General features: G+C 68.0%; 24 protein-coding genes. 13 read left to right on the forward strand and 11 right to left on the reverse strand.

What is annotated here, in order from left to right; all coding sequences use genetic code 11:
- Nucleotides 1–21 precede the first annotated feature (21 nt).
- Nucleotides 22–1,278, reverse strand: coding sequence for an IS110 family transposase (locus tag ASC56_RS24605; protein WP_107309344.1), 1,257 nt, complete (start codon nucleotides 1,276–1,278; stop codon nucleotides 22–24).
- Nucleotides 1,279–1,793: 515 nt separating this feature from the next.
- Here ASC56_RS24605 and ASC56_RS24610 point away from each other — a divergent pair.
- Nucleotides 1,794–3,035 (forward strand): helix-turn-helix transcriptional regulator, encoded by a 1,242-nt coding sequence (locus ASC56_RS24610; RefSeq protein ID WP_055493706.1) that lies wholly within the window; start codon nucleotides 1,794–1,796, stop codon nucleotides 3,033–3,035.
- Between the two features lie 65 nt (nucleotides 3,036–3,100).
- Here ASC56_RS24610 and cutA read toward each other — a convergent pair whose 3' ends face one another.
- Nucleotides 3,101–3,427 carry a divalent-cation tolerance protein CutA gene (gene cutA, locus ASC56_RS24615; protein WP_055493707.1) on the reverse strand — a complete coding sequence of 109 codons (327 nt, stop codon included), beginning with the start codon at nucleotides 3,425–3,427 and terminating at the stop codon, nucleotides 3,101–3,103.
- A 1,037-nt stretch (nucleotides 3,428–4,464) separates the two neighbouring features.
- On the opposite strand from cutA, the gene ASC56_RS24620 reads away from it, so the two are divergent.
- Together ASC56_RS24620 and ASC56_RS24625 are read left to right on the forward strand one after the other, a co-directional pair.
- The gene (locus ASC56_RS24620) at nucleotides 4,465–5,676 is read left to right on the forward strand and encodes a tyrosine-type recombinase/integrase (RefSeq protein ID WP_234377045.1); all 1,212 of its coding nucleotides are present in this window, start codon (nucleotides 4,465–4,467) and stop codon (nucleotides 5,674–5,676) included.
- Between the two features lie 376 nt (nucleotides 5,677–6,052).
- Nucleotides 6,053–6,391 (forward strand): hypothetical protein, encoded by a 339-nt coding sequence (locus tag ASC56_RS24625; RefSeq protein ID WP_234377046.1) that lies wholly within the window; start codon nucleotides 6,053–6,055, stop codon nucleotides 6,389–6,391.
- Between the two features lie 241 nt (nucleotides 6,392–6,632).
- On the opposite strand, the gene ASC56_RS42860 is transcribed toward ASC56_RS24625, so the two are convergent.
- The 3 genes from ASC56_RS42860 to ASC56_RS24635 all read right to left on the reverse strand — a co-directional run bounded on the left by ASC56_RS42860 (nucleotide 6,633) and on the right by ASC56_RS24635 (nucleotide 8,654).
- Nucleotides 6,633–6,758: a hypothetical protein gene (locus tag ASC56_RS42860; RefSeq protein ID WP_267887635.1), complete on the reverse strand. Its 126-nt coding sequence runs from the start codon at nucleotides 6,756–6,758 to the stop codon at nucleotides 6,633–6,635.
- Nucleotides 6,759–6,889: 131 nt separating this feature from the next.
- A complete protein-coding gene (locus ASC56_RS24630) occupies nucleotides 6,890–7,087 on the reverse strand; it encodes a hypothetical protein (protein ID WP_055493709.1) in 198 nt (65 codons plus the stop codon).
- Between the two features lie 328 nt (nucleotides 7,088–7,415).
- Nucleotides 7,416–8,654, reverse strand: coding sequence for a helix-turn-helix domain-containing protein (locus ASC56_RS24635; RefSeq protein ID WP_234377047.1), 1,239 nt, complete (start codon nucleotides 8,652–8,654; stop codon nucleotides 7,416–7,418).
- A 207-nt stretch (nucleotides 8,655–8,861) separates the two neighbouring features.
- On the opposite strand from ASC56_RS24635, the gene ASC56_RS40705 reads away from it, so the two are divergent.
- Complete coding sequence (locus ASC56_RS40705) at nucleotides 8,862–9,017, forward strand: hypothetical protein (protein ID WP_159039694.1); 156 nt, start codon at nucleotides 8,862–8,864, stop codon at nucleotides 9,015–9,017.
- Here the strand turns inward: ASC56_RS40705 and ASC56_RS24640 are convergent.
- Nucleotides 9,014–9,265 (reverse strand): hypothetical protein, encoded by a 252-nt coding sequence (locus ASC56_RS24640; protein ID WP_159039695.1) that lies wholly within the window; start codon nucleotides 9,263–9,265, stop codon nucleotides 9,014–9,016. The genes ASC56_RS40705 and ASC56_RS24640 overlap by 4 nt on opposite strands.
- Nucleotides 9,266–9,324: 59 nt before the next feature.
- Between ASC56_RS24640 and ASC56_RS40710 the strand changes: the two genes are divergently transcribed.
- Complete coding sequence (locus ASC56_RS40710; RefSeq protein WP_159039696.1) at nucleotides 9,325–9,462, forward strand: hypothetical protein; 138 nt, start codon at nucleotides 9,325–9,327, stop codon at nucleotides 9,460–9,462.
- Between the two features lie 29 nt (nucleotides 9,463–9,491).
- On the opposite strand, the gene ASC56_RS24645 is transcribed toward ASC56_RS40710, so the two are convergent.
- The 3 genes from ASC56_RS24645 to ASC56_RS24655 form a co-directional block, all read right to left on the reverse strand.
- A complete protein-coding gene (locus tag ASC56_RS24645; protein ID WP_055493712.1) occupies nucleotides 9,492–10,445 on the reverse strand; it encodes a PIN domain-containing protein in 954 nt (317 codons plus the stop codon).
- Between the two features lie 83 nt (nucleotides 10,446–10,528).
- A complete protein-coding gene (locus ASC56_RS24650) occupies nucleotides 10,529–10,888 on the reverse strand; it encodes a hypothetical protein (protein WP_055493713.1) in 360 nt (119 codons plus the stop codon).
- Between the two features lie 280 nt (nucleotides 10,889–11,168).
- Nucleotides 11,169–11,705, reverse strand: a complete 537-nt coding sequence (locus ASC56_RS24655) for an ion channel (RefSeq protein ID WP_159039697.1) — start codon at nucleotides 11,703–11,705, stop codon at nucleotides 11,169–11,171.
- A gap of 435 nt (nucleotides 11,706–12,140) precedes the next feature.
- On the opposite strand from ASC56_RS24655, the gene pcaC reads away from it, so the two are divergent.
- From pcaC to ASC56_RS24695, 8 genes are all read left to right on the forward strand, one after another.
- Nucleotides 12,141–13,436 (forward strand): 4-carboxymuconolactone decarboxylase, encoded by a 1,296-nt coding sequence (gene pcaC, locus ASC56_RS24660; protein ID WP_055493715.1) that lies wholly within the window; start codon nucleotides 12,141–12,143, stop codon nucleotides 13,434–13,436.
- Nucleotides 13,437–13,506: 70 nt separating this feature from the next.
- Entirely contained in the window at nucleotides 13,507–14,142 is a 636-nt protein-coding gene (locus tag ASC56_RS24665; protein ID WP_055493716.1) for an MBL fold metallo-hydrolase, read from the forward strand.
- Between the two features lie 89 nt (nucleotides 14,143–14,231).
- Nucleotides 14,232–15,011 (forward strand): exodeoxyribonuclease III, encoded by a 780-nt coding sequence (locus tag ASC56_RS24670; RefSeq protein WP_055493717.1) that lies wholly within the window; start codon nucleotides 14,232–14,234, stop codon nucleotides 15,009–15,011.
- Nucleotides 15,012–15,071: 60 nt separating this feature from the next.
- Nucleotides 15,072–15,512 carry a DUF6278 family protein gene (locus ASC56_RS24675; RefSeq protein WP_055493718.1) on the forward strand — a complete coding sequence of 147 codons (441 nt, stop codon included), beginning with the start codon at nucleotides 15,072–15,074 and terminating at the stop codon, nucleotides 15,510–15,512.
- Between the two features lie 261 nt (nucleotides 15,513–15,773).
- On the forward strand, nucleotides 15,774–16,517 hold the full coding sequence (locus ASC56_RS24680; protein WP_055493719.1) for an amino acid ABC transporter ATP-binding protein: 744 nt from the start codon (nucleotides 15,774–15,776) through the stop codon (nucleotides 16,515–16,517).
- A gap of 15 nt (nucleotides 16,518–16,532) precedes the next feature.
- Nucleotides 16,533–17,444, forward strand: a complete 912-nt coding sequence (locus ASC56_RS24685; protein ID WP_055493720.1) for a glutamate ABC transporter substrate-binding protein — start codon at nucleotides 16,533–16,535, stop codon at nucleotides 17,442–17,444.
- 11 nt (nucleotides 17,445–17,455) lie between these two features.
- The gene (locus ASC56_RS24690; RefSeq protein WP_055493721.1) at nucleotides 17,456–18,100 is read left to right on the forward strand and encodes an amino acid ABC transporter permease; all 645 of its coding nucleotides are present in this window, start codon (nucleotides 17,456–17,458) and stop codon (nucleotides 18,098–18,100) included.
- Nucleotides 18,097–18,984 carry an amino acid ABC transporter permease gene (locus ASC56_RS24695; RefSeq protein WP_055493866.1) on the forward strand — a complete coding sequence of 296 codons (888 nt, stop codon included), beginning with the start codon at nucleotides 18,097–18,099 and terminating at the stop codon, nucleotides 18,982–18,984. Before ASC56_RS24690 ends, ASC56_RS24695 begins: the two co-directional genes overlap by 4 nt.
- 52 nt (nucleotides 18,985–19,036) lie before the next feature.
- Here the strand turns inward: ASC56_RS24695 and ASC56_RS24700 are convergent, their stop codons facing one another.
- Both ASC56_RS24700 and ASC56_RS24705 read right to left on the reverse strand, forming a co-directional pair.
- Nucleotides 19,037–20,602 (reverse strand): alpha/beta fold hydrolase, encoded by a 1,566-nt coding sequence (locus ASC56_RS24700; RefSeq protein ID WP_055493722.1) that lies wholly within the window; start codon nucleotides 20,600–20,602, stop codon nucleotides 19,037–19,039.
- Between the two features lie 115 nt (nucleotides 20,603–20,717).
- A complete protein-coding gene (locus tag ASC56_RS24705; RefSeq protein ID WP_055493723.1) occupies nucleotides 20,718–21,473 on the reverse strand; it encodes a hypothetical protein in 756 nt (251 codons plus the stop codon).
- Between the last annotated feature and the right edge of the window lie 33 nt (nucleotides 21,474–21,506).

Genomic DNA, 21,506 nt, shown 5'->3' on the forward strand with positions numbered 1-21,506 from the left:
ACATCTCAGGGGGCTTAGAAGTCAAGCTGCCTGCTCGGCCGGGGGTGACAGGAGCGGTGCGAAGGCCTGCTGTTCGTCGAAGAGCTGCCGGGCCTTGAGACAGTGATGGAGCTGGCCGAGGAAGCGGTTCAGCAAGTGCCGTTGTGCGGCGGCGTGCCAGTCGCCATGCTCGCGTCGGCGCCGGTAGTGCGCGTTTGCTCCTGGTGAGGCGGTGAGGGCGGCGAAGGCCCAGAGGAAGCCGGCGTTGATGAGGCGGTTGTTCTTGACGAAGCGGCGGCCGACGAAGCGCTTCTTGCCAGAGGCCCGGGTGATGGGCGCGGATCCGGCGTATGACTTCAGTGCCCGGGCGTCGGTGAACCGTGCCCGGTCATCGCCCAGCTCGGCGAGGACGCGGGCGCCGAGCATGGGCCCAAGGCCCGGGAAGCTGAGCAGGATCTCGCTGTCGGCGTGCTGGTGAAAGGCGGCTGTGGCTGCCTCCGCGAGGTCGTCCGCGGCCTGGCAGGCGGCGTCCAGCTGCTTGAGCAGAGCCAGGAGCTGGTGGCCGAAGGCATCCTCGACGCTGGGGAGCTGGTGGGCGTACTCGGCGCGGAAGACGGCCCGTAGCCGCTCGGCTTCCGCGTCGCAGCCGCGGAGGCGGCCACTGCGTTTGAGGGCGGCCCTCAACTGGGCGAGGGTGAGCTTCGCGGCCTTGGCCGGGGTCGGGGCCAGAGTGAGGATGACACGGGAATCAGCCCTGGTCAGACCGCTCTGCTTGGCCTGGAAGGCCAGCAGAGCAGCAGGGTAGTACTCGCGCAGGAGCGAGCGGACCTGGTTGGCGACCTGCTGCCGAGTCCAGACGGCGTCCTGCTGGGCTCGGGCCAGGACAGTGATGGCCTGGGCGAGTTCGGAGTCCGCCGGCAGGGGCCGGTGGGCGTGCATGTCAGTGCGCAGGATGTTCGCGAGGACCAGGGCGTCGCCGGGGTCGGACTTCTTGCGGCTGACGCCGTGGCGGTCGCGGTAGCGGGCGGCCGCGAGCGGGTTGATCGCGAAGACCCGACGGCTGCCGGTGCGCAGGCTCGCAACCAGGAGGCCGTGGCTGGTCTCGATGGCCACCGGTATCGGATCGTCTGGGCTGTCACCGTGTTCGGCCAAGAGGGCCAAGAGCTTGTGGTAGCCGGCCGCGTCGTCGGTGATATGGGCTTTGGCGAGCAAAGTGCCGGCTTCGTCGACGAGGGCAACGTCGTGGTGTCGCTCCGCCCAGTCGATGCCGCAGAACACGGTCAAGCTGTCCTCCCAGATCTGTCCGTTTATGCAGGTCACGAGCACATGCGGGTCGCGCGGCGCCCTAATCCAAGGACTCGTTGGTCCGCCATCTCAGTAGCCGTTCGCAACACCAGCGCGCTCCAGGGGCTCGATCTTCTGCAGAGCTCGCTGGCTCGCGGATGAACAAGAGGTCGACCCTGGAGCGGGCTCGCGCCGTGACGATCAACGTCCGAGCGGTCCCCGCGAGTTTCGCGGTGATCACGGAGGCGCCGGGCTGCGCCGCTCTTGACAGAGGCCTCAAGGGCCCGGGGAAACGGAGGCATCAGCCCGGCGCCCGCGTCATCACCGCGAACCCCGCAACGGACAGCGATGCCGCTCTTTGAGGAGGCCTTGATGGCCAGGGGGGATCCAGGCATTCGCTGTCCTGCGCGAGCAGCTGCCCGGGTCGTTGCACGGGCCCGGGCCGTCTGCTTCCGCACTGGATTAGGGGGAAACTGAAGGGGGGAATTGAGGCCATGATTGGATTCCGCCCACCGACAGAGGTCACACTCATGCCAGACCCGTTCGCCGACCTGCTCCTCCGGCTTCGGCAGGAGGCGGGCCGGACACAGGAGGAGCAGGCGGAGGCGATCAACGCTGTCTCCGGCCGGGACACCATGACCCGCCGAGAGATCAGCCGTTATGAGAACTTCGAGAACATTCCTACCAACCACACAATCGGCCACATCGCGGCGGCCTGCGGTGTCCCCTTCGAGGAACTACAGCGAGAGGCCAAGGCCGCCCGCGCTCGGAAGAGAAAGGGGCATGCCGATGCAGGGGAGGACCAAGACGCCGTGAAGCGTCGCACGCTCCTGGGTAGCGCCACTATCGGCGTGAGCGTGGCCGCCGAGCCGTGGGGGCGCCTCGCCTTCGCCCTCAGCAAGGGGAACAAGATCGATTCGCCCGCTGCCGCCGCGCTCATCGACCGAGCCGCTGAACTGCACGTCCAGGAACTCAACCTCAGCGCGCGGCGGCTACAAAAAACGGTCGAGTCGCATCTTGACGCGATCACTGCGGCCCTGCCTCGTGCAGGCGAACACGAAGGCGCTCTCACCATCGCCGCCGGGGAAACCGCCGCTCTGGCCGGTTGGGTGGCCTGGGACCTGGGGGAGCACGACAAAGCCAACGCCTACTACAAGGTCACGTCGCAGTGCGCGGCGGCTGCCGGGCATCCTCCACTCCGAGCCCTGGCCCTGACCTACAGCAGCTACGGCGCTTTGACGCCAAAGGCGAAGATGGAGTTCCTCTCCCAAGCCGCCAACGACGTGCGAGGCCACGGTAACGCTACTGCTGCCGCCTGGGTTCTCGGTAGGCACGCGGAAGAAGCTGCGGCGGCCGGCGACGAGGTGGGGGCGCTCCAGGCGTTAGACCGAGCGCGCTTCGCCTACGATTTCGCGGACCACACCAGCGAGCAGGCATGGGTCAGGTTCGTGACCCCATACCGCATGGACTCGTTGGCCCTGTCCGTGTACGGCCAGCTGAGGCGCCCCGAGCTCACGTCCACAGCTGATACCGCGGTCGACCGCCTCGGAGACGGGCTACCGGACGGGGGCGTCGTAGTCCTCGGTGATCTGGCGTCGGCCCTACTGCGTGGGGGTGACGTCGACCAAGGCGTCTACGTGGCCCGCCAGTTCGCTGCGGCGGCACAGGCCAAGCCCAACACCATGGGCAAGGAGCGGGCGGCGGCTATTGCAGCGTTGCTTCCTGACAGCGAACACGAATTTGCCGTTTATTTCCGGCGGTTCACATCCTGATCCGCCTCGGGTGGCACGCGGCACGCCCAGGGCGCCAACGCCGCCGACGCCCGGCCCGTGGCTCCTCAGTCCGATTCCGTCTCCTCGAAGACCCAGGACAGGTACGCCTCCGACCCGCCGGTTACGGGGAGTGTGATCCATTGGGGGACGTCGTACGAGTGCTTCTCGTGCACCCACGCTTCCAGCGCGGGTAGACGGTCCGTCGTAGTCATGTAAGAGATGCGCCACTCCTGCGCCGCCTCGACCTTCCCTTTCCACCAGTAGAAGGCGGTGATTGGCGCATCGATGTGAACACCCGCTGCCAGCTTGCTCTCGACCGCACCTCGGGCCAGCATCTTCGCCTGCCCCTCGTCGTCGCTGGTCGTCTGCGCAATCACAATATCGTTGGCCATGCAACTACCTCTCCAGCTCGGGTGCTGCGACCCTACCCAGCCGTCCAGGGCACGCCTGAAAGCCGGTCGCCACCCCTGAAGGCGAGCGAAGCTCGACCACGACCTGTACCAGTCAGGTGGCGGCGGGCCATGCGGGGCGGCGCGTCGCTTCGGCACTGGGGTGGCAGGTTCTCGTCAACGAGGTCGGCGCCTCCATGATGCAGGCGCCGGAGCCCGTGCGCTTCATAAGCCCACGACAGGAGGACTTGCTGGCTGTCCGCGGCCATTCGCTCACGGCAGACGAGAAATAGGACCACAGGACTGGATACCTCCGTCCGGACCATGTCAACGTACAACGTCCCGGAAACCACCAGGCCAGGATGTGCAGATGGTCCACTGCGGCCCGGGTTGCGAAATGCCTTGTAATCCTGCACCCGTGTGACTGCCTTGCTGCCAGGGCTCCTACTTGGGGAGGTCCGCCTGTCTGACCCCGCTATGCGATCCGCTCGTTTCACTGCACCCGCACCTTATACCCGCGGCGCGTCTGAACGCCTGGTACAGCCAGGCAGCCAGCGACTACGGGACCGTCTCCGCCGGGCTGTGCGTCTGCTTTTGCGTGGCCGGCCTGTTCGGTGAGGACCTGTTGCAACGTGGCTATCGCAGCGTCAGTGCCGCCCTCGCATACCTTGGGGCATGTCTTGGCGCCGCAACATGGCAAATGGCACACGCCATCAGGGCGAGCGCCTTGCTGCGCGGAATCTCGACCGCCTCACCGATGACGGTCCGCTGGTGCTCGCCACGGACGGCGCGCACCTGGTTGCGCGTCGACTGGCCCTGGCTGCGGCGAGCCTAAGCAGATGCCGTCTTCGTGATGCGGTGCGCAACATAGACGACGATCGCCGGTTAGCAAAACCGGCGATCGTGAGGTTCCTTGAGGACGTTCGCATGCGCGGCTGTGCTTGGCGGCGGAGCTGCAGCGAACTCAGCAGCTCGTGAAACGGGATGGCACTGGTCTGGTGCCAGCCAGATGATCCGGCGCCCTGCTGGTGCAGGTCCCCTTGAAGGAGAGTGAGTACCCCCTGTCCGTTCCGATCAAGAAGCTTCCACCCAACTCCAAGGGACAGGTGCGTTACCGGTTCGTAGTCGACGTAGGCATCGACCCTGCCACCGGGAGGCGCAAACAGCTGACGCGTACGTTCGCCACTCTCAAGGAGGCAAAGGCTGAGTACGCGCGCATCACCAACCGCCGCGAGGAAGGGACATTCGTACCGCCCAACCAGATAACCGTCAATGGGTGGCTTGATCAGTGGCTGGCCATGAAAGCAGAGGATCTGGAAGAGACCACTGTCTACAACTATCGGGTCACCCTCGACCGGGTTCGGGGGAGGCTGGGGCGCATCCGGCTTCAGGAACTCACCGAGGAAGATGTAGAAGAGTGGATGCACTGGGCGTTGAAGCACGGGCGTGTACGTGGTGGTAAGGCAGGTACTCCGCTGGGAGTGACCAGCGTGGAAATGAGTCTTGCCCGATTGAAGGACGCCCTGAATCGAGCCGTTACGCGTCGGCTAGTAACTATGAATGTAGCCCAACATGTGACCATCCCACGGAGGGCACGTAAAGAAGAGCGAAAGAAGAAGCAGGAGGTGAAGCCGTGGAACGTGCGGGAGATTCAGACGTTCATTCACGGTGTCCGGACAGAACGGCTTTACGCTGCCCTCTTGCTGTCCCTCATGGGTCTACGTCCGGCTGAAGTCTGCGGACTCCGGTGGGAAGACGTGGACTTGGAAGCCGCCACAATCACCATAGCCAACACTCGGACGATGATGGGAAATCGGTACGTTGTGGAGAAGGACACCAAGTCCCTGGCTGGGGAACGGGATCTTCCTTTGCCAGCACCGGTGCTGGCTGCCCTCAAGTCGTTCAGGGCTCTCCAAGCCAAGGAGAAGCTCGTCCTCGGTGAGGCTTACTCGGATTCCGGATACGTCGTGGTGCACGAGACCGGGGAAGCCTTCACGATCAAGCAGCTCCGCAGACGCGCTTACCGGCTCATGGAGATCCTTGAACTCCGCAGAGTGCGCCTCTACGACGCTCGCTCCTCCTGCCTCACATACCTCGCCAACAAAGGCGTGCCGGATCACATCCTTGCGCGGTGGGCCGGACACACGAACGTCAAGACCACCAAGAAGTGGTACGTGAAGCCGGATGTGGAGGACCTCCGTGGAGCCGCCACAACGTGGGACGGCCTGCACGGTGCTGCGACGGAGGGGTAAGCCTGACTCAGGCGGTCTGCCGATTGGGCGACCTGCCCAGCCGTATGGCAGTCAAATCGAGGTGACCCGGAGGCCGGCTGCTGGCTGTGGACCAGCGACGGCAACGGGGAGGGGCGGGCAGGCTACGGCCAACGTCTCCCCTCCTGCGAGGGAAGGCAGAGCTTGCCCGCCGTGTGTGCGAGGTCTGATGCAGTACAGAATGTAGCGCTGGGATTGATCACGGCCGCTAGCACAGGGAAGGGTGCTGGCGTGGAGCTTCCGAGAAGGATCGTTGAGCGGGTGTGGGCGTATGACCTGCTGCGGATGTTCGGCCGGGAGGGGCACCAGCCCGCTGCCAACCCCTTGCCCCGCCGACCTGATCCCCGACGCCACGGGCATGACCGCGTTCAACGCCGCGTACAAGGCCGCCAAGCGGCAGCAGGCCGTATTCGTCGCCGTCGAGTGCCAGGCCCAGCGCTGGACGGTGAAGGCCGACGCGCTCACCGCCCCGCAGCACCACATCGACACCGCGGTGTACGACGCCATCCGCAACGCGGCCATTCACCTGATCCGCTCCCGCGAGATCCGCCCCGACTCCTCGTGCGGGCCGGTCTACTTCGTCCTATACGACCTGGAGTGTGAAGACAGGGCCCGTGAACTCGCCGCCGCACTGCACGCCGCCCTGTACGGAGACCTCGGCCCCCTGACCCAAGCCGTATCCGACACCCCGGCCTGACCAGCAACTGGCCCCGAGCCGAAGCAACTACCGGCCTTCCAGGCGTCCGCCGCCCGCTGGGCGGCCTCCTCCCACGAAGCGCCGCCGCGGCCCACGAGCGCGGCGAGCCTCCCGCCGACGCTCAAGGACCGGGCCAGCCAGCCACCGCGCACGCCAGAATTCTGCTGCTCACTCACAGAGCAAGATCACCCCCTGGCCCCTTTGTCACGTATCTCGGTGACGCCTGGGTCGGCGGGAACCCTCAGCTCAAGGCCATGACCAATCTCAGCGCCAACGGCTGTACCGATGTCCCGAGGCCGGTCTTGCACGCGCTGTAGGTCACGGTGGCGGCGGCTGCCGCCGCCACGTCTGCTGTGGTGGTGCTCATGAGGGCAGGGTATCGGCCGCCGCGGCGGCTGTTTGAGGGCGATGCAGCGAGCCTTCTTCGGAGAAGGCCGGTGCCTGCAGGAGGAGTTCCACTCTTCTGCAGGCGCGGCACGACGCACAGGGGTGTGAGCGTTACAGGTCCGACTCTGCGGGCGGGAGCTCAGTTTCGCTGCGCTTGTGCAGCCAGTTCAGCAGCTTGAAGCCACGCTCGCTCTGCTCAGCGTTTCCCCACAGTGCGGCCGAGAATGCTGCCACGGTGAGGGCCACAACGGTCGTGAGCACGACCGTCTCCGGGCCGCTGAGTGGCTGGGGCTGGCTTGGGGTGTCCATCGGTGTCCTCCGTGTTGAGCGGTGCAGGGGATCCAGCGTAGGAGGCACTCTGGGGCGGGCGGGCAGATATCGGGCGGAACGCCCCTTGCGGATAATGGCGTTGCCGGGCAGGGCACGGAGAGCAGCTACTCGCCGGACGCCTCGCGCTCCGCCTTCCACGCCGCGTGCAGCTGGGGCCCCCAGTCCACCAGTGGCACCGGCCGCAGTAGCCGTCCTCCACGTCCTTGGGGTGCCACGACTGCACACCGCACTCAGGACACACGATCGAGGGCTGCGGGTCGGTGACGGCGTGGGGTGACTGTTCGGACGCACGCACGCTGAGAGGTTATTAGTCCCCGAGCATGTTCATGCCGAACTGGTGCAGCAGTCCCTCAGCAAGTTCAGTTGCCGCTGCGGCGAGTGCTTCATCGTCGATGAAGGGTGCCAGCTCACCGTCAGCCGGTTGGACCTTCCTCGGATGGCGTGCCCACTCGGCTATCGCCAGGCGGCCGCCGAGCTCAATCACAGCCGGCGCCAGCCGGTTCCAGTCAGCCTCCGGGAGGATGGTGAGGACAGCGCGGAGGTCGATGGGACTGTCGGCGCGCAAGGCCAAGCGGTATTCGTGGGCCAGCGCCACGCTCTCGAAGACCGACCTGATGAGCGCTGGGCACGAGATGGCGACGTCATCCGACTCCACCAAGCCGGGGATGGCGTAGTGGGAAAGGTCGACAGCGGTGATGACGCTGCCGTCGTGATGCAGTTCGACAAGGACCCTCTGTCGACCGCTGGCCCGCGCTGGCACCAGCATGTTCGTCTCCATCCAGCGGCGCAGGCCCCGGCTGGGATTGTTGTCAAGGAGGCCGAGGAGGAGCTGTGGTCCCAGAAGCCGTCGCAGCGGGACAGCACGGTTGAGTGCCGCATCGGCGCGCTTGGCGCTCTGAGAGATGACCCACTGGACCTCAGCACGTGTCGGGGCTGGGACGGTGCGAGGCAGCGGGCGGGTGGGTCGTGCGACGACGACCAGCCATGCCGTCGGGGCGTCCGACTCTCCCGAGAGGAGGTCGGTGGTGTGCCGGACGTGCTTGTCCAGGGCGACCTCGGCGGCGTCCTGGCGGGCGAACCGGGCACGGTAGGACGCGGCGATCTGGTGCTCGGGCATGTAGGCGGTGTCGTCGCGGTGCCGATAAGGCGCGTTGAACGTGGTCTTGTCCTTGTCCTTCTGCTGCCACCCGTACAGGAAATGCGGCGCCGTCTCGCTGGCCGGCACGTCGACGACGAAGACGTCCTTTCCGCTCCCGTCGGTCGCTGGCAGCCTCAGGTAGCTCACTCCGGTCACGACGGGCTGCAGGTGGACGCGGAGCCACTGGCCCAGCTTCTTGTCGTCGATCTCGTTCAGGTTGACGCCGACCAGTTCTACGGCGTCGCTCACGCCGTAGACCAGAAGTCCGCCCCGGGTGTTGGCCATGGCGGCGACATCCTTGGAGAACTCGTTCCACTCGCCCTTGACCTTGGCCTCTCCCGGGACCATCTCTTTCCAGTCCAGGTCGTCGCTCTCGGCGAGCTTGCGCTGTACGGCCTCGGAGACCATGTCGTAGGTCAGGGGCCCCGGTGGGCGGCCGAGGTACTCGTGCAGTCGCGTCCAGGAACGTGCCATCCCGGCACCCTAATCGGCGAAACCCCCGGCGGCCGGTGCTTTTCCCATCCGTCCGTTGCTGCGGGCCTTCCTGCCAGGTAGTCCGTAGCGATGACTCTACGTCGGCCTGCTCGCAGATGACCGCGCAGGCAAGTTGGGCAGGTGAACCCCCGCGACCTCGAACTCACCCTGGCCGCCGCCCGCGCGGTCGGCACCTGCCCGCCCGGCGAGGAGGCCGCCTGGACCGAGCAGGTCCGCGCCCGCGCCATCCCCTGTACACCCTCGCCGACACCGTTGGGCAGGACCTTCAGCGCCTAGACGCGGCGAAGCAGTTCACGTCCACCCTGCTCTCCGTAAGCGTCTAGGACACCAGCACCCGCGGCCTCCTGGTGGTCCGCAACACCTCCGGCGAGCTGGAGCACCTGCGCACCGATCGCGGCGACACCGAGGTCGGCCGTGCCATGCTCGAGCGTGCCCGGGCGCTGCTCGGGCACCGGCTGCGGGTCTACCGCGTCAACGAGCAGATGGCCGGCAACCCCAAGATGCAGGTCCGCACTGTCGTTCACCTGGCCGACTACGGACCTGACACCGACCCGGTGCACGAGCACAGTGTGCGAAGGAGAACGTGCTGGCTGCCGCCGAGGGCGACATTGATGCCGCTCGCCGGGCCTGGGTGGTCGCCGGGCTTCCAGAGTCGGGTTCCGTCTCCATCACCCAGCTCGTCGCCGCCCTCGCCGAGGTACCGAACGCCGGCGCTCGCTGACCGACCACCGTCGTCTCCGGCTGGCTGGGTCAGCTCAGGGGCTGCGTCGCTCGTTCAGCCTGCCGTTCACGGCGCTTCGCACGAGTGCCGGTGCCCGGCTTGTTCTCGGCCTCCCAGTCCGGTTCTGGGCCAGGGTCCCTCGCCTCCACCTTGGTCACCTGCAGCCCGGCAGCCCGCCCGCGGGTGTGCTGCCCGGTGTCGCACGTCAGCAGCCGTACGTCGCGCGCCGCGAGGGACTGGATGGCCACCGCCCGGTCGATGATCTCGTCATCGGCGATCGGAAGGCGGACATGGCCGGGCTGGTCCAAGACGATCTCCACGTTCACTTCCCCACGCCACCTGGCTGGCTCACCGCTCTTGTCCGACTCGCGCAGAACGCCGAAGGTGCGGCCCTTCAGGACCTCGTCGAGGTGACCGAGCGTGTGAGTGGCGCGCCAGCGCGATCGGTGCTTTCCCGACTCCTTCAGCCCGTCCAGCTCGTCGACCACGACGATCGGGAACAACAGGCGAATGTCGGCGTCCGGAGGGAACTCGAGGACCTCATGCAGGTCGACTTCGGAGAGCCTGTCGGGGTTCTGGATGTAGAAGCTGGAGTCGGCGACGACGAACCGCTCCAGCCCCGTCCAGCGCTCTATCTGGACGGTGAGCGCCTTGAGGGCCTCTTCGAGAGCCTGGATGCGTTCGGTCACTTCGAGGTTGATCAGCCCGTTGCCGAGGCGCTCCTGGGCGCTGCCAGCGAGCGTGCCGCAGCTCCCGAGGAGCGACTGGTACCGGGGGGTGAGGAGGAGGCGGTCGATGTCCTTGCCGCTGATCTGGTGGCGGAGCGTCTCAGCGGTGTCGGTGACCCAGTTCAGGTAGCGCATGAGCCGGGAGAACGCCGTTTCCGGTCCAGCACCCCCGAGGCTGATGGCCGCGGTGTGGGCGCTGCGGAGTGCTTCTCGTATGTTGCGGCGATCGGCGCCTGGGTGGGGCGTGATGAGCATGCGTCGATCCTTCCAGCCGGTCGAGGCGAGCGGAGGAGAACCGGGCAATGCTCAAGCGGCAGGAGCTGTAGTGCGAGGCGCGCTCAGCTACCCGTCAACGTGGCGAGCGCGGCAGGGTCGGCTGCACGCGCAGAGAGGTACCCGCCGTGCTGGTCATAGCCGATGAACCCGCCCTGGAACAGGCGCGTGTGCGAGGCGACGAACTCGTCGACGTCCATCTCGTCACGAGGCCGCAGACCCGCGTTCTCCTCGGCGCCGGCGATCAGCGCCGACACCGTGCGGGCTTCCACGCCGGTGATGCGGCCCTCGGCGACCGCACACATGGTCGCGATGGCGTCGAGCGCCACGACGTCGCCGCTCTCTCTCATGCGGATACGCATCGTTGGAGGGTAGACCCGGCCGCCGATCTCTTCCGTCTCGTCCCGGTACACCAGGGGCTCCATGGGGCCTGACGCTGTCGGCGCATCCCGCCAGCTGCGGTCCTTGGGCCCTTTCCCTTTCGCCGCCCGTCGAGCCTGACTCTTTCGTCCCATGCCGGGTGAACGAGCCGGGGCCCGGCGCTGGTGTCGCCCGCACATCACGCGTTCGGTGCAGCGCACGTAGCCGCGCATGCCACGACAAGACAGCCACCCGTTTGGTCACCGAAGCCGGAGGAACCTGGAGCCGATACGCCCCTGGCGACCACAGGCGGTGACAAGTTCGTCGAGGAGGCGCAACGCAGCCTCAGCACGACACCTTGCCCTCAGCGAATGCCTTGGTAACTGCCGTGGTCAAGACGACGGTGACGGTGAGAACAGCACTGAGCAGTTCAGAGACCACGAGAATCTGAGCGAATGATGTTGCTGGGTGAATATCTCCGAACCCTGTCGTGGTCCAGGCCGTGACGGAGAAGTACACCGCGCTCGCTGGGGTCAACGCCTGGCTGAAGGACCCCCGGACCCCGGACGACAGCAGGTAATAGCCCGAGGCGAACACCATCATCTGCCCGATCAGGAAGAAGCCGATCATGAGCGACAGCTGGAGCCTTGATCCCTCGATCCAGGCGTTCTCGCGGCCGAAGGTGATCGAGGCGCCGATCATCAGCGCGCATGTTGTGACGACGCCCAATGCGAGGCAGACGTAAGCCAGCCACCTCGGAAGCGCAGGAATCATGGCGAGGGCGGGAAGCAAGCCGAACGCAGGCCAGACAACAAAATCGACGGGCGTGATCCGCCCCCCATACTCGACCACGATCGGTTCATGCGAATCCTCATCGCCCACCACTGAACCCTAGAACGGGTGAGGGTGAGTGATACGAAGACATGCTGGAGGCCACTACCGACCGTGACGGAACTCCTCACGGACCGGTGAATACGCGATGCATGGACATGCGACCCCACCCGGGCTGTTCGCCGGTGAATCCCAGAGGTTTTTCAGGTACGTCATGCCGATCCTTGGTGACGGCACTACACGCTTTGCTGCAAACCAGACCGTCTGGAAGCCGTGCCGAAGTGGGAAGCTGCGCAGTGCAGGGATCGCGAGGGTGCGCGAGCCGGGAGGACGCACTGTCCCCACGGTCAGGCGTGCACATCGAAGTACCCGTACGTGGACCCATGAGGGTCTTGGCGGTGCCGGGCGTGCCGCGCCGCGAGGGTCACGAGCCGCCGGGTTCACCTGGCCGTGTGAGATTTCGTGAGACGTGAGAGGGTCTGGGGCGTGAGTGAGACACCCCCGAACACCCTGCAATACCGCTTTGACGGGCCAGAAGACGCTCCGGTCCTGATCTTGGGTCCCTCACTGGGTACCACATGGCACATGTGGGACCGGCAGGTCCCCGAGCTCGCCCAGCAGTGGCGGGTCTTCCGGTTCGACCTGCCCGGTCATGGCGGCGCCCCCGCGCACCCGGCGGGGTCCGTCGCCGACCTCACGGCCCGGCTGCTCGCCACCCTCGACGGACTGGGAGTGCATCGCTTCGGCTACGCGGGCTGCGCGCTCGGCGGCGCCATCGGGGCCGAGCTGGCGCTGCGCCACCCCGAGCGGCTCGCCTCGCTCGCCTTGATCGCCGCCTCGCCCCGGTTCGGCACGGCCGACGAGTTCCGCCAGCGCGGCGTGATCGTCCGGACCAACGGGCTCGACCCGATCGCCCGGACCTCGCCGGAGCGGTGGTTCACCAGTGGGTTCGCGGCCGCCCAGCCCGCGATCACCGAGTGGGCCGTGCAGATGGTGCGCACCACCGACCCCGGGTGCTACATCGCCGCCTGCGAGGCGCTGGCCGCCTTCGACGTACGGGCCGAACTCGGCCGCATCGGCGTGCCCACCCTCGTCCTGGTCGGCTCCGACGACCAGGTCACCGGCCCCGCCGAGGCGCGCACCCTGGTCGCCGGGATACCGGACGCCCGGCTCGCGGTCGTTCCCGGCGCATCCCATCTGGTGCCCGTCGAGCAGCCCGCGGCGGTCACGGATCTGCTCGTCCGCCACTTCTCCACCGCCTGGCAGCCGGCGTTCGACGCGACCGGCCAGATGGCGGCGATCGTGGCACCCCCGGTGAAGCCGGTGCTGGCCCCACCGCCGCCGGTGGCGCCCGTGGCGGAGATCGCCCCGGCCGCCGTCCCGGCCGAGCTCGGGGGCAGGCCCGACCCGTACGACGCGGGGATCAAGATCCGTCGTGAGGTGCTCGGCGACGCACACGTCGACCGGGCGCTGGCTTCGGCCGACGACTTCTCCGGGGACTTCCAGGAGTTCGTCACCCGTTACGCGTGGGGCGAGATCTGGGACCGGCCCGGTCTGGACCGCCGCGTGCGCAGCTGTGTGACGCTCACCGCCCTGGTGGCGGGCGGCCACCTGGAGGAGCTCGCCTTCCACACCCGGGCGGCCCTGCGCAACGGACTCACACCGGGCGAGATCAAGGAGGTGCTGCTCCAGGCCGCGGTCTACTGCGGAGTGCCGGCCGCGAACAGCGCGTTCAAGGTGGCGCAGCAGGTCATCCGCGAGGAGACCACGCCCCAGGAGTGATCGTCAGCCGGGCATCAGGAGCACCACGCTGAGCGGGCCCCGGCGGGGCCGGCGGGGGCAGGATGGATCCATGAAGCTCACGAAGAAGGCGCATGCCTGCATCCGGCTGGAGAAGGACGGGCGCACCCTCGTCATCGACCCCGGCACGTTCAGCGAGGAGGACGCCGCGGTCGGCGCGGACGCCATCCTGGTCACGCACGAGCACCTCGACCACTTCAACGAGGAGCGGCTGCGGGCCGGCATGGAGGCCAACCCGGGCGCCGAGATCTGGACCCTCGCATCCGTCGCGGACAGGATCTCGGCGGCGTTCCCGGGCCGTGTGCACACCGTCGGCCACGGCGACACCTTCACCGCCGCGGGCTTCGACGTCCAGGTGCACGGCGAACTGCACGCCGTGATCCACCCGGACATCCCGCGCATCACGAACGTCGGCTATCTGATCGACGGCGGCAAGGTCTTCCATCCCGGCGACGCGCTCACCGTCCCCGACCGCCCCGTCGAGACGCTGATGCTTCCGGTGATGGCCCCCTGGAACAAGATCGCCGAGGTCATCGACTACGTCCGCGAGGTCAAGCCGCGGCGCGCGTACGACATCCACGACGCCCTTCTGACGGATCTCGCCCGCCCGATCTACGACAACCAGATCGGCGCGCTGGGCGGAGCCGAGCACCTGCGACTGACGCCGGGGGCGTCGGCGGAGGTCTGAGGAGCCCTGAAGCCGGGTGAGGCCGGGCCCGGCACCGTTGCGTGCAGGGCCCGGCCACGTTGTCGTACCGGCCAGGTAGGTTGTGAGGCATGCGCATCGCGACCTGGAACGTGAACTCGATCACCGCCCGTCTCCCGAGGCTGCTGGCCTGGCTGGAGAGCAGCGGCACGGACGTGCTGTGCCTCCAGGAAGCCAAGGTCGCCGAGGACCAGTTCCCCTACGACCAGCTGCGCGACCTGGGCTACGAGGCGGCGGTCCACGCCACCGGCCGGTGGAACGGCGTCGCGGTGCTCTCCCGCGTCGGCCTGGACGACGTGGTGAAGGGGCTGCCGGGCGACCCCGGTTACGAGGGCGTCGAGGAGCCCCGCGCCCTCTCCGCCACCTGTGGCCCGGTCCGCGTCTGGTCGGTGTACGTGCCGAACGGCCGCGAGGTGGAGCACGCGCACTACGCCTACAAGCTCCAGTGGTTCGAGGCATTGAAGGCGGCCGTGGCGGGCGACGCGGCCGGCAGTCGCCCGTTCGCGGTGATGGGCGACTACAACGTGGCGCCGACGGACGACGACGTCTACGACGTGGCGGCCTTCGACGGCCTCACCCATGTCACCCCGGCCGAGCGGGCCGCCCTGGCCGCGCTGCGGGAGACGGGCCTCACGGACGTCGTCCCGCGCCCGCTCAAGTACGACCACCCGTTCACCTACTGGGACTACCGCCAGCTGTGCTTCCCCAAGAACCGCGGCATGCGCATCGACCTGGTGTACGGCAACGAGCCGTTCGCGAAGGCGGTCAAGGACGCGTACGTGGACCGGGAGGAGCGCAAGGGCAAGGGCGCCTCCGACCATGCGCCGGTCGTGGTGGACCTGGACGTGTAGGAAGGCTCCCGCGCGGTGTCACGGTGGTGCGCCCCGTCCTGCCGGTGACACGCTGGGCGCATGGACATCCCTTTCCTGGGCAACTGGCGCAAGAAGCGCGGCCCCGCCGTCGGTGTCGCGGTGTTCTCCGACGGTGACGCCGACGCGACCGGCGTCACCGGCCTCCTCTCCGAGTGCGAGCTGCTGCGCTCCCAGGCCGAGCAGGCGGGCGTCGAACTCGACGACTCCGCTGCCTCGTTGGAGGCGCTCGACCAACTCCTGCCGCGCTGGCGCGACGACGAGGAGATCCTGCCCTGGCTCGGGAACGACGCGGGCCTCTACCTGGGCACGGTCATCGTGCGCACGGTCCCGGGCGCCGCCTGGGAGATCTGGCCGAACGGCCATCCCGTGGTACGGCTGGTCTCCGGCCGTGAGATCGACGTGGTCGCCGACGGCCACACCTGGGCGTCCACGGGCGCCCCCGAGCTGTCGCAGGTGTATGCGGAGGTGGCGGAGGCATAGGGCGCTTCTGACGGATCTCCGCCGCTCCTGCCCCACGGAGATCCGTCAGAAGCGCCCTGGCCGCCGAGCCGCCCCGCTCAGCCGCCGTTCCCGCCGCCGAGGGCTTCGCCTCCCCCTCGGCACCCTTCCCCGTAAATCGGCACCCTTGCCCCGTAAATACGGCTAATGCCCGCGAAGTGCGTGTCGTCTAGGGGGTCCGTCCCCGTCTGGATAGTTTGCGGGACCTGCGACACGGCGGGGAGCGAGGAGGGCGGGCTGGGCATGGCGGTCGAACCGCTGATCGAACTTGACGGCGTGAACAAGTGGTACGGCGACCTGCACGTCCTACGGGACATCGACCTCACGGTCGGCAAGGGGGAGGTGGTCGTGGTCATCGGCCCGTCGGGGTCGGGCAAGTCCACCCTCTGCAGAACGATCAACCGGCTGGAGACCGTCCAGTCCGGCACCATCAAGCTCGACGGCCGACCGCTGCCCGAGGAGGGCAGGGCGCTCGCCCGCCTCCGTGCCGATGTCGGCATGGTCTTCCAGTCCTTCAACCTCTTCGCCCACAAGACCGTCCTGGAGAACGTCTCGCTCGCCCCGGTCAAGGTCCGCGGGCACAAGAGGGAACTGGCGGACCGGCGCTCCCTGGAACTCCTCGACCGTGTCGGCCTCGCCTCCCAGGCGTCCAAGTACCCGGCCCAGCTCTCCGGCGGGCAGCAGCAGCGCGTGGCCATCGCCCGCGCCCTCGCGATGGAGCCCAAGGCGCTGCTGTTCGACGAGCCGACCTCCGCCCTCGACCCGGAAATGATCAACGAGGTCCTGGAGGTCATGCGCCGGCTCGCCCAGGAAGGCATGACCATGGTCGTCGTCACCCATGAGATGGGCTTCGCGCGTGCCTCCGCCAACCGCGTCGTCTTCATGGCCGACGGCCGCATCATCGAGGACCGCACCCCCGAGGAGTTCTTCACCAACCCGCGAACCGACCGCGCCAAGGACTTCCTCTCCAAGATCCTCAAGCACTGACCCGGGGGTGCGACCATGATCCGTACCGCATGTGTGCGGCTCGCCCTGGCGGTGCTCGCCGTGGTGGCCGCGGCCGCCTGCGGCAAGGAGGGCAGCCCGCCGGTCAAGGGACCGGCCACCGATCGGCTCCCCGCCTACCGGGTGGCGCAGGGGTTCCGGCTCCCGGCCTCGCCCACCTGGAAGCGGGCCGTCGGACGCGGCTACTTCGTCGTCGGAGTCAAGGAGGACCAGCCCTACCTCGGCCAGCGGGACCCGGCGACCGGCACCTACTCCGGCTTCGACATCGAGATCGCCAGGATGATGTCGGCCTCGCTCGGCCTCGCCCCCGGGACCATCCACTTCAGGACCATCGCCTCCGCCAACCGCGAAACCGCCCTGCAGAACGGGCAGATCGACTACTACGTCGGCACCTACACGATCAACGCCCTGCGCAAGAAGCTCGTCGGCTTCGCCGGGCCGTACTACCTGGCCGGCCAGTCGCTGCTGGTCCGCAGGAACGAGCACGGCATCGACGGCCCACAGGACCTGGACGGCAAACGCGTGTGCTCGGCGGCCGGTTCGACCCCGTACCAGCGCGTCCGGAAGGAACACCCGAAGGCGGTCCTCGTCGCGTACGACACCTACTCCGTGTGCGTGGACAACCTGCTCACCTACCAGGTCGACGCCGTCACCACCGACGACGCCATCCTCATCGGCTACGCCGCGAAGGCCCCCGAGGAGCTCAAGGTCGTCGGCAGGCCCTTCTCGAAGGAGCCGTACGGCATCGGTGTCCCGCACGGCGACAACGCCCTCAGACTCGCACTCGACGACGCGCTGGAGGCCCGCGAGAAGAACGGCGACTGGAAGAAGGCGTACGAGGCGACGCTCGGCCTGTCCGGCGTGCCCGCACCCACCCCGCCCGCGATCGACCGCTACCCGGCGAGCTGAGCGAGGCACTCGTGAACGTACTGACAGACAACTTCCCCACCTTCGCCAAGGGCTTCCTCGGCACCGTCCAACTCACCGTCTACGCCTCCGCGCTGGCCCTCGCGCTCGGCTTCGTGATGGCCTCGTTCCGGGTCGCGCCCGTGCGGTCCCTACGGGCCTTCGGCACCGCGTGGGTGACGGTCCTGCGCAACACCCCGCTCACCCTGCTCTTCTTCGCGGTACTGCTCGGACTGCCGCGGTTCGGGATCGTGCTGCCCTTCATGGTCTTCGCCGTGCTGGCGCTCGGCTGCTACACCTCTGCGTTCATCTGCGAGGCGCTGCGCTCCGGCATCAACACCGTGCCCACCGGCCAGGGCGAGGCGGCCCGCAGCCTCGGCATGACCTTCGGGCAGACCCTGTCGCAGGTCGTGCTGCCGCAGGCCTTCCGCTCGGTCATCGCGCCGGTCGGATCGATCCTGATCGCACTCACCAAGAACTCGGCGATCGCCGGCGCGTTCAGCGTGACCGAACTGCTCGGCACGTACCGGATCATGAGCGAACTGGGCTACAACATCATCTTGACGTTCGTCTGGATCGCCGTCGGCTATCTGATCGTCACCGGTGCCATCAGCGCGGTCTTCAACCTCCTGGAACGCCGGTGGGGAGCCGCCCGATGACCGCCAGAACCGCCGCCACCACCGCCCTCTACGACATCCCGGGGCCCAAGGCCCGGCAGCGGCACCGCGCCTACAGCGCCGTGTCCACCGCCGCCCTGCTCGCCCTGGTCGCCTGGGTGGTGTATCTCCTGCTCCGCACGGGCCAGTTCACGTACACGAAGTGGATGCCCTTCGAGTACAAGGGGATCCAGGAACTGCTGCTGCGGGGGCTCGGCAACACGCTCAAGGCCTTCGCCATGGCGGCGGTGCTCTCGCTGGCACTGGGCGGGCTCCTCGCCACCGGACGGCTCTCCGAACACGCGCCGGTGCGCCTGCTGTCGACACTCGTCGTGGAGTTCTTCCGCGCCATGCCCCTGCTGGTGATGATCTTCTTCATCTTCGTGGCGCTGAAGGTGCAGCCCCTGCCCGCGCTGGTCGCGGGACTCACGCTCTACAACGGCTCGGTGCTCGCCGAGGTCTTCCGCGCGGGTGTCAACTCCGTGGACCGGGGCCAGAAGGAGGCCGCGTACGCACTCGGCATGCGCAAGACACAGGCCATGTCGTACGTCCTCGTGCCACAGGCCGTGCGGGCCATGCTGCCCGCCATCATCAGCCAGCTGGTGGTGGCCCTGAAGGACACCTCGCTCGGGTATCTGATCACCTATGAGGAGTTCCTCCACGCGGGGAAGCTCATCGCGTCCAACCTCGACTACGATTTGCCGTTCATCCCCGTGGTGATGGTGATCTCGCCTCTCTACATCGGGATGTGCATGCTGCTGTCCTGGTGCGCCCGGCGGGCGTCCCGGTGGGAGCAGCGCAGTCCCAAGACCCGGGCCGTGGACGTCGCGGCCGAGCCGGGGACACTGCTGCCGGGTGGGGGTCCCCCCACGGCCCCGAGACCGTAGGGGGAGGGGAGCAGCAGTCACAGGGCCAGGCCCGGCCGGCGGCAGCCGGAGATCACTGCTCGCGCAGCGGAACGGAGACGTAGGACGGATCGTCCGCGGGCGAGGAGAAGGTCAGCTGCGCGCCGGGCGGGTTGTGCTCCATGTAGAGCGGGTCGACCGTGTCGACGACCAGGGCCAGCCGGTGCCCGGCCGGGACGTCGTAGGCCGTGGAGAACAGATCCAGGTCGACGCCGAACGGCTTGCCGGGTGTGCGGCCGTACCAGGTGTACGGCGCGGTGCTGACCAGCTTGCCGACGCCGAGCGGGCCCACGTCGTACAGATAGGCGACGAGGGTGCCGTTCTCCTTGGTGCCGGTGACGGTGGTGTGCAGCTTCGCCGTGCCGCGGATGTGCTGGGCGGCGGCGTACTTCTCCGACTGCCAGACGGCGGCCCAGCGGCGGGGGAGCAGGGGGATCCACGCCATCGGAGGGATGTGCGCCACCTGGTCGAGGATGCTGGAGAGGAAGACGATCCCGCCGTCCGCGCCCGAGTCGACGTTCGCGTGGATCGTGGTGGTGCCCGCGAGGTCTATCTTCCTGCTGGTCGCGGCCACCGACTTCCAGTCCGGATAGCCCTCGTAGCCGCCCCCGGTGCGGGACTTGAGCTGGACCGGCTGCTCCCTGTCGATGCCGTTGTCCTGGCCCCTGAGGTAGTGGTCGAGCCACCGCTCGGTGCTGGTCCACACGTCGTTGGGCAGCCCGAACAGCCCGGGGATCTCAGGCGTGGCGTGGTCGCCCGGACGCAGCTCCAGTCTCTTCGGGCCCGTCAGCTTCTCGTAGAAGTCGGTGTACGAGTTGACCGGGAAGACCGTGTCGCCCCAGGCGTTGGCGAGCATGATCGCCGCGCCGTTCCTGTTGATCTGGCCGAGGTAGGTCTCGGCGGACCGCTTCTTCCCCCAGGCGATGAGGTCCTGCTCCTTGGCCAGGTTGCCGGCGTAGAAGTCGTTGAACACCTGCCGGGTCTCGGGGCTTTCGCGGCCGGTGAGCGTCGCCGCGCCGTCGAGCACGGCGGCCGCCTCGACGTGCTGGGTGCGGCCGGAGTAGATGGAGCCGGTGAGGTCCGTCCAGCCGCTCAGCGAGGCGACCGCCTTGATCCGCTTGTCGTGCGCGGCGGCGAGCAGACTGATGCCGGCGCCGTAGGAGACACCCGCCATGCCGATGTGCCGTGCGTCGGCGGGGGTGTTGGCGAGTGCCCAGTCGATGACCTTGGACGCGTCGGCTATGTCGGGCGGCCCCGCCACTTCTATCCGGCCGCCGGACTGCCAGAAGCCCCGTACGTTGTAGGTGACCACGACATAGCCGGAGTCCGCGAGCCTCTGGGCCTGGACGAGGTACTCGACCTGCGGCAGGCCCCAGCTCGTGGGAAGCACGACGAGCGGGTAGCGCTGTGCGGCGCCCGCGCCCCGGGGCGTGACGACGTTCGCCTTGAGGACCGTGCCGCCGTCGCCGGTGATGTCGACGAACCGGACGGCGTTCGCGGCCTGGGCGGTGGGGGCGAGTCCGAGGGCGCTGCCGGCGATCAGCGTCGCCGAAACGGCACCCACGGCGGTCGTACGCAGGGCCTTGCGGTGGTGTCCCACGGGTCACTCCTCACATGATCAGTGCAAAGTGACCCGACAGTAACCTCAGGTCCCTACCAGATGTAACCCAGCGGTAAGTTACGTGGGAGTAAAGGTTCCTGACGGATGGTGAGAGTCAGGAAGCCCGGTGGGAGTTGCGGGGGGCCGCCGTCGGGGCGGGAGCCTGTGCGGCCCGTGTGACGTCTCCCACCAGTTCCACCACGTCCGGGCCGTACGCCCCTGAGTTGACGACCTTCAGCAGCAGGACGAAGGAGCCGTTGCCGTACTTGCGCGCCAAGCGGTCGTGGTGGCGCGCGAGATAGCGGGTCGCCGCCTGGTTGGTGATCGCGCGTTGGCCGCAGAAGAGGAAGACGGGCCGGGCGCCGTTGCCCAGGTCCGCCGTGAGCCGGGCGAGGATCACGTACTCGGCACTGCCGGACTCCAGCCGGTACAGCTCGCCGCCGATGCGGAACGCCCCGCGTTCCGGGCCGGGTTCGGGGTCGGTGTTCACCTGTATACCGGGCAGGAGTGAGTGAAGGTGTGCCGCCATCCGGCGGTTGGAGGAGGGCCCTCCCACACAGAACTCCGTGCGCTCCCCGAAGCCCTGTTGGGCCGCGTCGTGCGCAACGACCTGGGCGTTCGCCCCGCAGTCCTTGATGAGCGCGGCGAGTTCCAGCAGCGCGAACACGTCGTGTCGCATCACCGTCAGCTCGGGACCGCCCGCCTCGCGGTTGACCACCAGCAGCGACTCGGAGTTGTCGGGCAGCCCGAAGAACGCCTGCCTACGGCGGAGTTTCCGCTTCCACAGATACGTACGGGCGAGCCAGCCGAGCGCGGCACTGATGCCGGCCGCGATCACCCCGAGGGCGATGTTGCGCACGTCGTCGTTCATGGGCGCGCATGGTAGCGGGCCGAGGCGGAGCGG

Origin of the sequence: Streptomyces sp. TP-A0356 (assembly GCF_001417775.1) — a bacterium.
GTDB lineage: Bacteria > Actinomycetota > Actinomycetes > Streptomycetales > Streptomycetaceae > Streptomyces.

Bases quoted from the DNA above. Each gene is read 5' to 3' on its own strand.
- ASC56_RS24610 (WP_055493706.1), top strand. From the start codon at position 1,794: ATGCCAGACCCGTTCGCCGACCTGCTCCTCCGGCTTCGGCAGGAGGCG.
- cutA (WP_055493707.1), bottom strand. From the start codon at position 3,427: ATGGCCAACGATATTGTGATTGCGCAGACGACCAGCGACGACGAGGGG.
- ASC56_RS24625 (WP_234377046.1), top strand. From the start codon at position 6,053: ATGACCGCGTTCAACGCCGCGTACAAGGCCGCCAAGCGGCAGCAGGCC.
- ASC56_RS42860 (WP_267887635.1), bottom strand. From the start codon at position 6,758: ATGAGCACCACCACAGCAGACGTGGCGGCGGCAGCCGCCGCCACCGTG.
- ASC56_RS24630 (WP_055493709.1), bottom strand. From the start codon at position 7,087: ATGGACACCCCAAGCCAGCCCCAGCCACTCAGCGGCCCGGAGACGGTC.
- ASC56_RS24635 (WP_234377047.1), bottom strand. From the start codon at position 8,654: ATGGTCTCCGAGGCCGTACAGCGCAAGCTCGCCGAGAGCGACGACCTG.
- ASC56_RS24645 (WP_055493712.1), bottom strand. From the start codon at position 10,445: ATGCTCATCACGCCCCACCCAGGCGCCGATCGCCGCAACATACGAGAA.
- ASC56_RS24650 (WP_055493713.1), bottom strand. From the start codon at position 10,888: ATGGAGCCCCTGGTGTACCGGGACGAGACGGAAGAGATCGGCGGCCGG.
- ASC56_RS24665 (WP_055493716.1), top strand. From the start codon at position 13,507: ATGAAGCTCACGAAGAAGGCGCATGCCTGCATCCGGCTGGAGAAGGAC.
- ASC56_RS24670 (WP_055493717.1), top strand. From the start codon at position 14,232: ATGCGCATCGCGACCTGGAACGTGAACTCGATCACCGCCCGTCTCCCG.
- ASC56_RS24675 (WP_055493718.1), top strand. From the start codon at position 15,072: ATGGACATCCCTTTCCTGGGCAACTGGCGCAAGAAGCGCGGCCCCGCC.
- ASC56_RS24680 (WP_055493719.1), top strand. From the start codon at position 15,774: ATGGCGGTCGAACCGCTGATCGAACTTGACGGCGTGAACAAGTGGTAC.
- ASC56_RS24685 (WP_055493720.1), top strand. From the start codon at position 16,533: ATGATCCGTACCGCATGTGTGCGGCTCGCCCTGGCGGTGCTCGCCGTG.
- ASC56_RS24695 (WP_055493866.1), top strand. From the start codon at position 18,097: ATGACCGCCAGAACCGCCGCCACCACCGCCCTCTACGACATCCCGGGG.
- ASC56_RS24705 (WP_055493723.1), bottom strand. From the start codon at position 21,473: ATGAACGACGACGTGCGCAACATCGCCCTCGGGGTGATCGCGGCCGGC.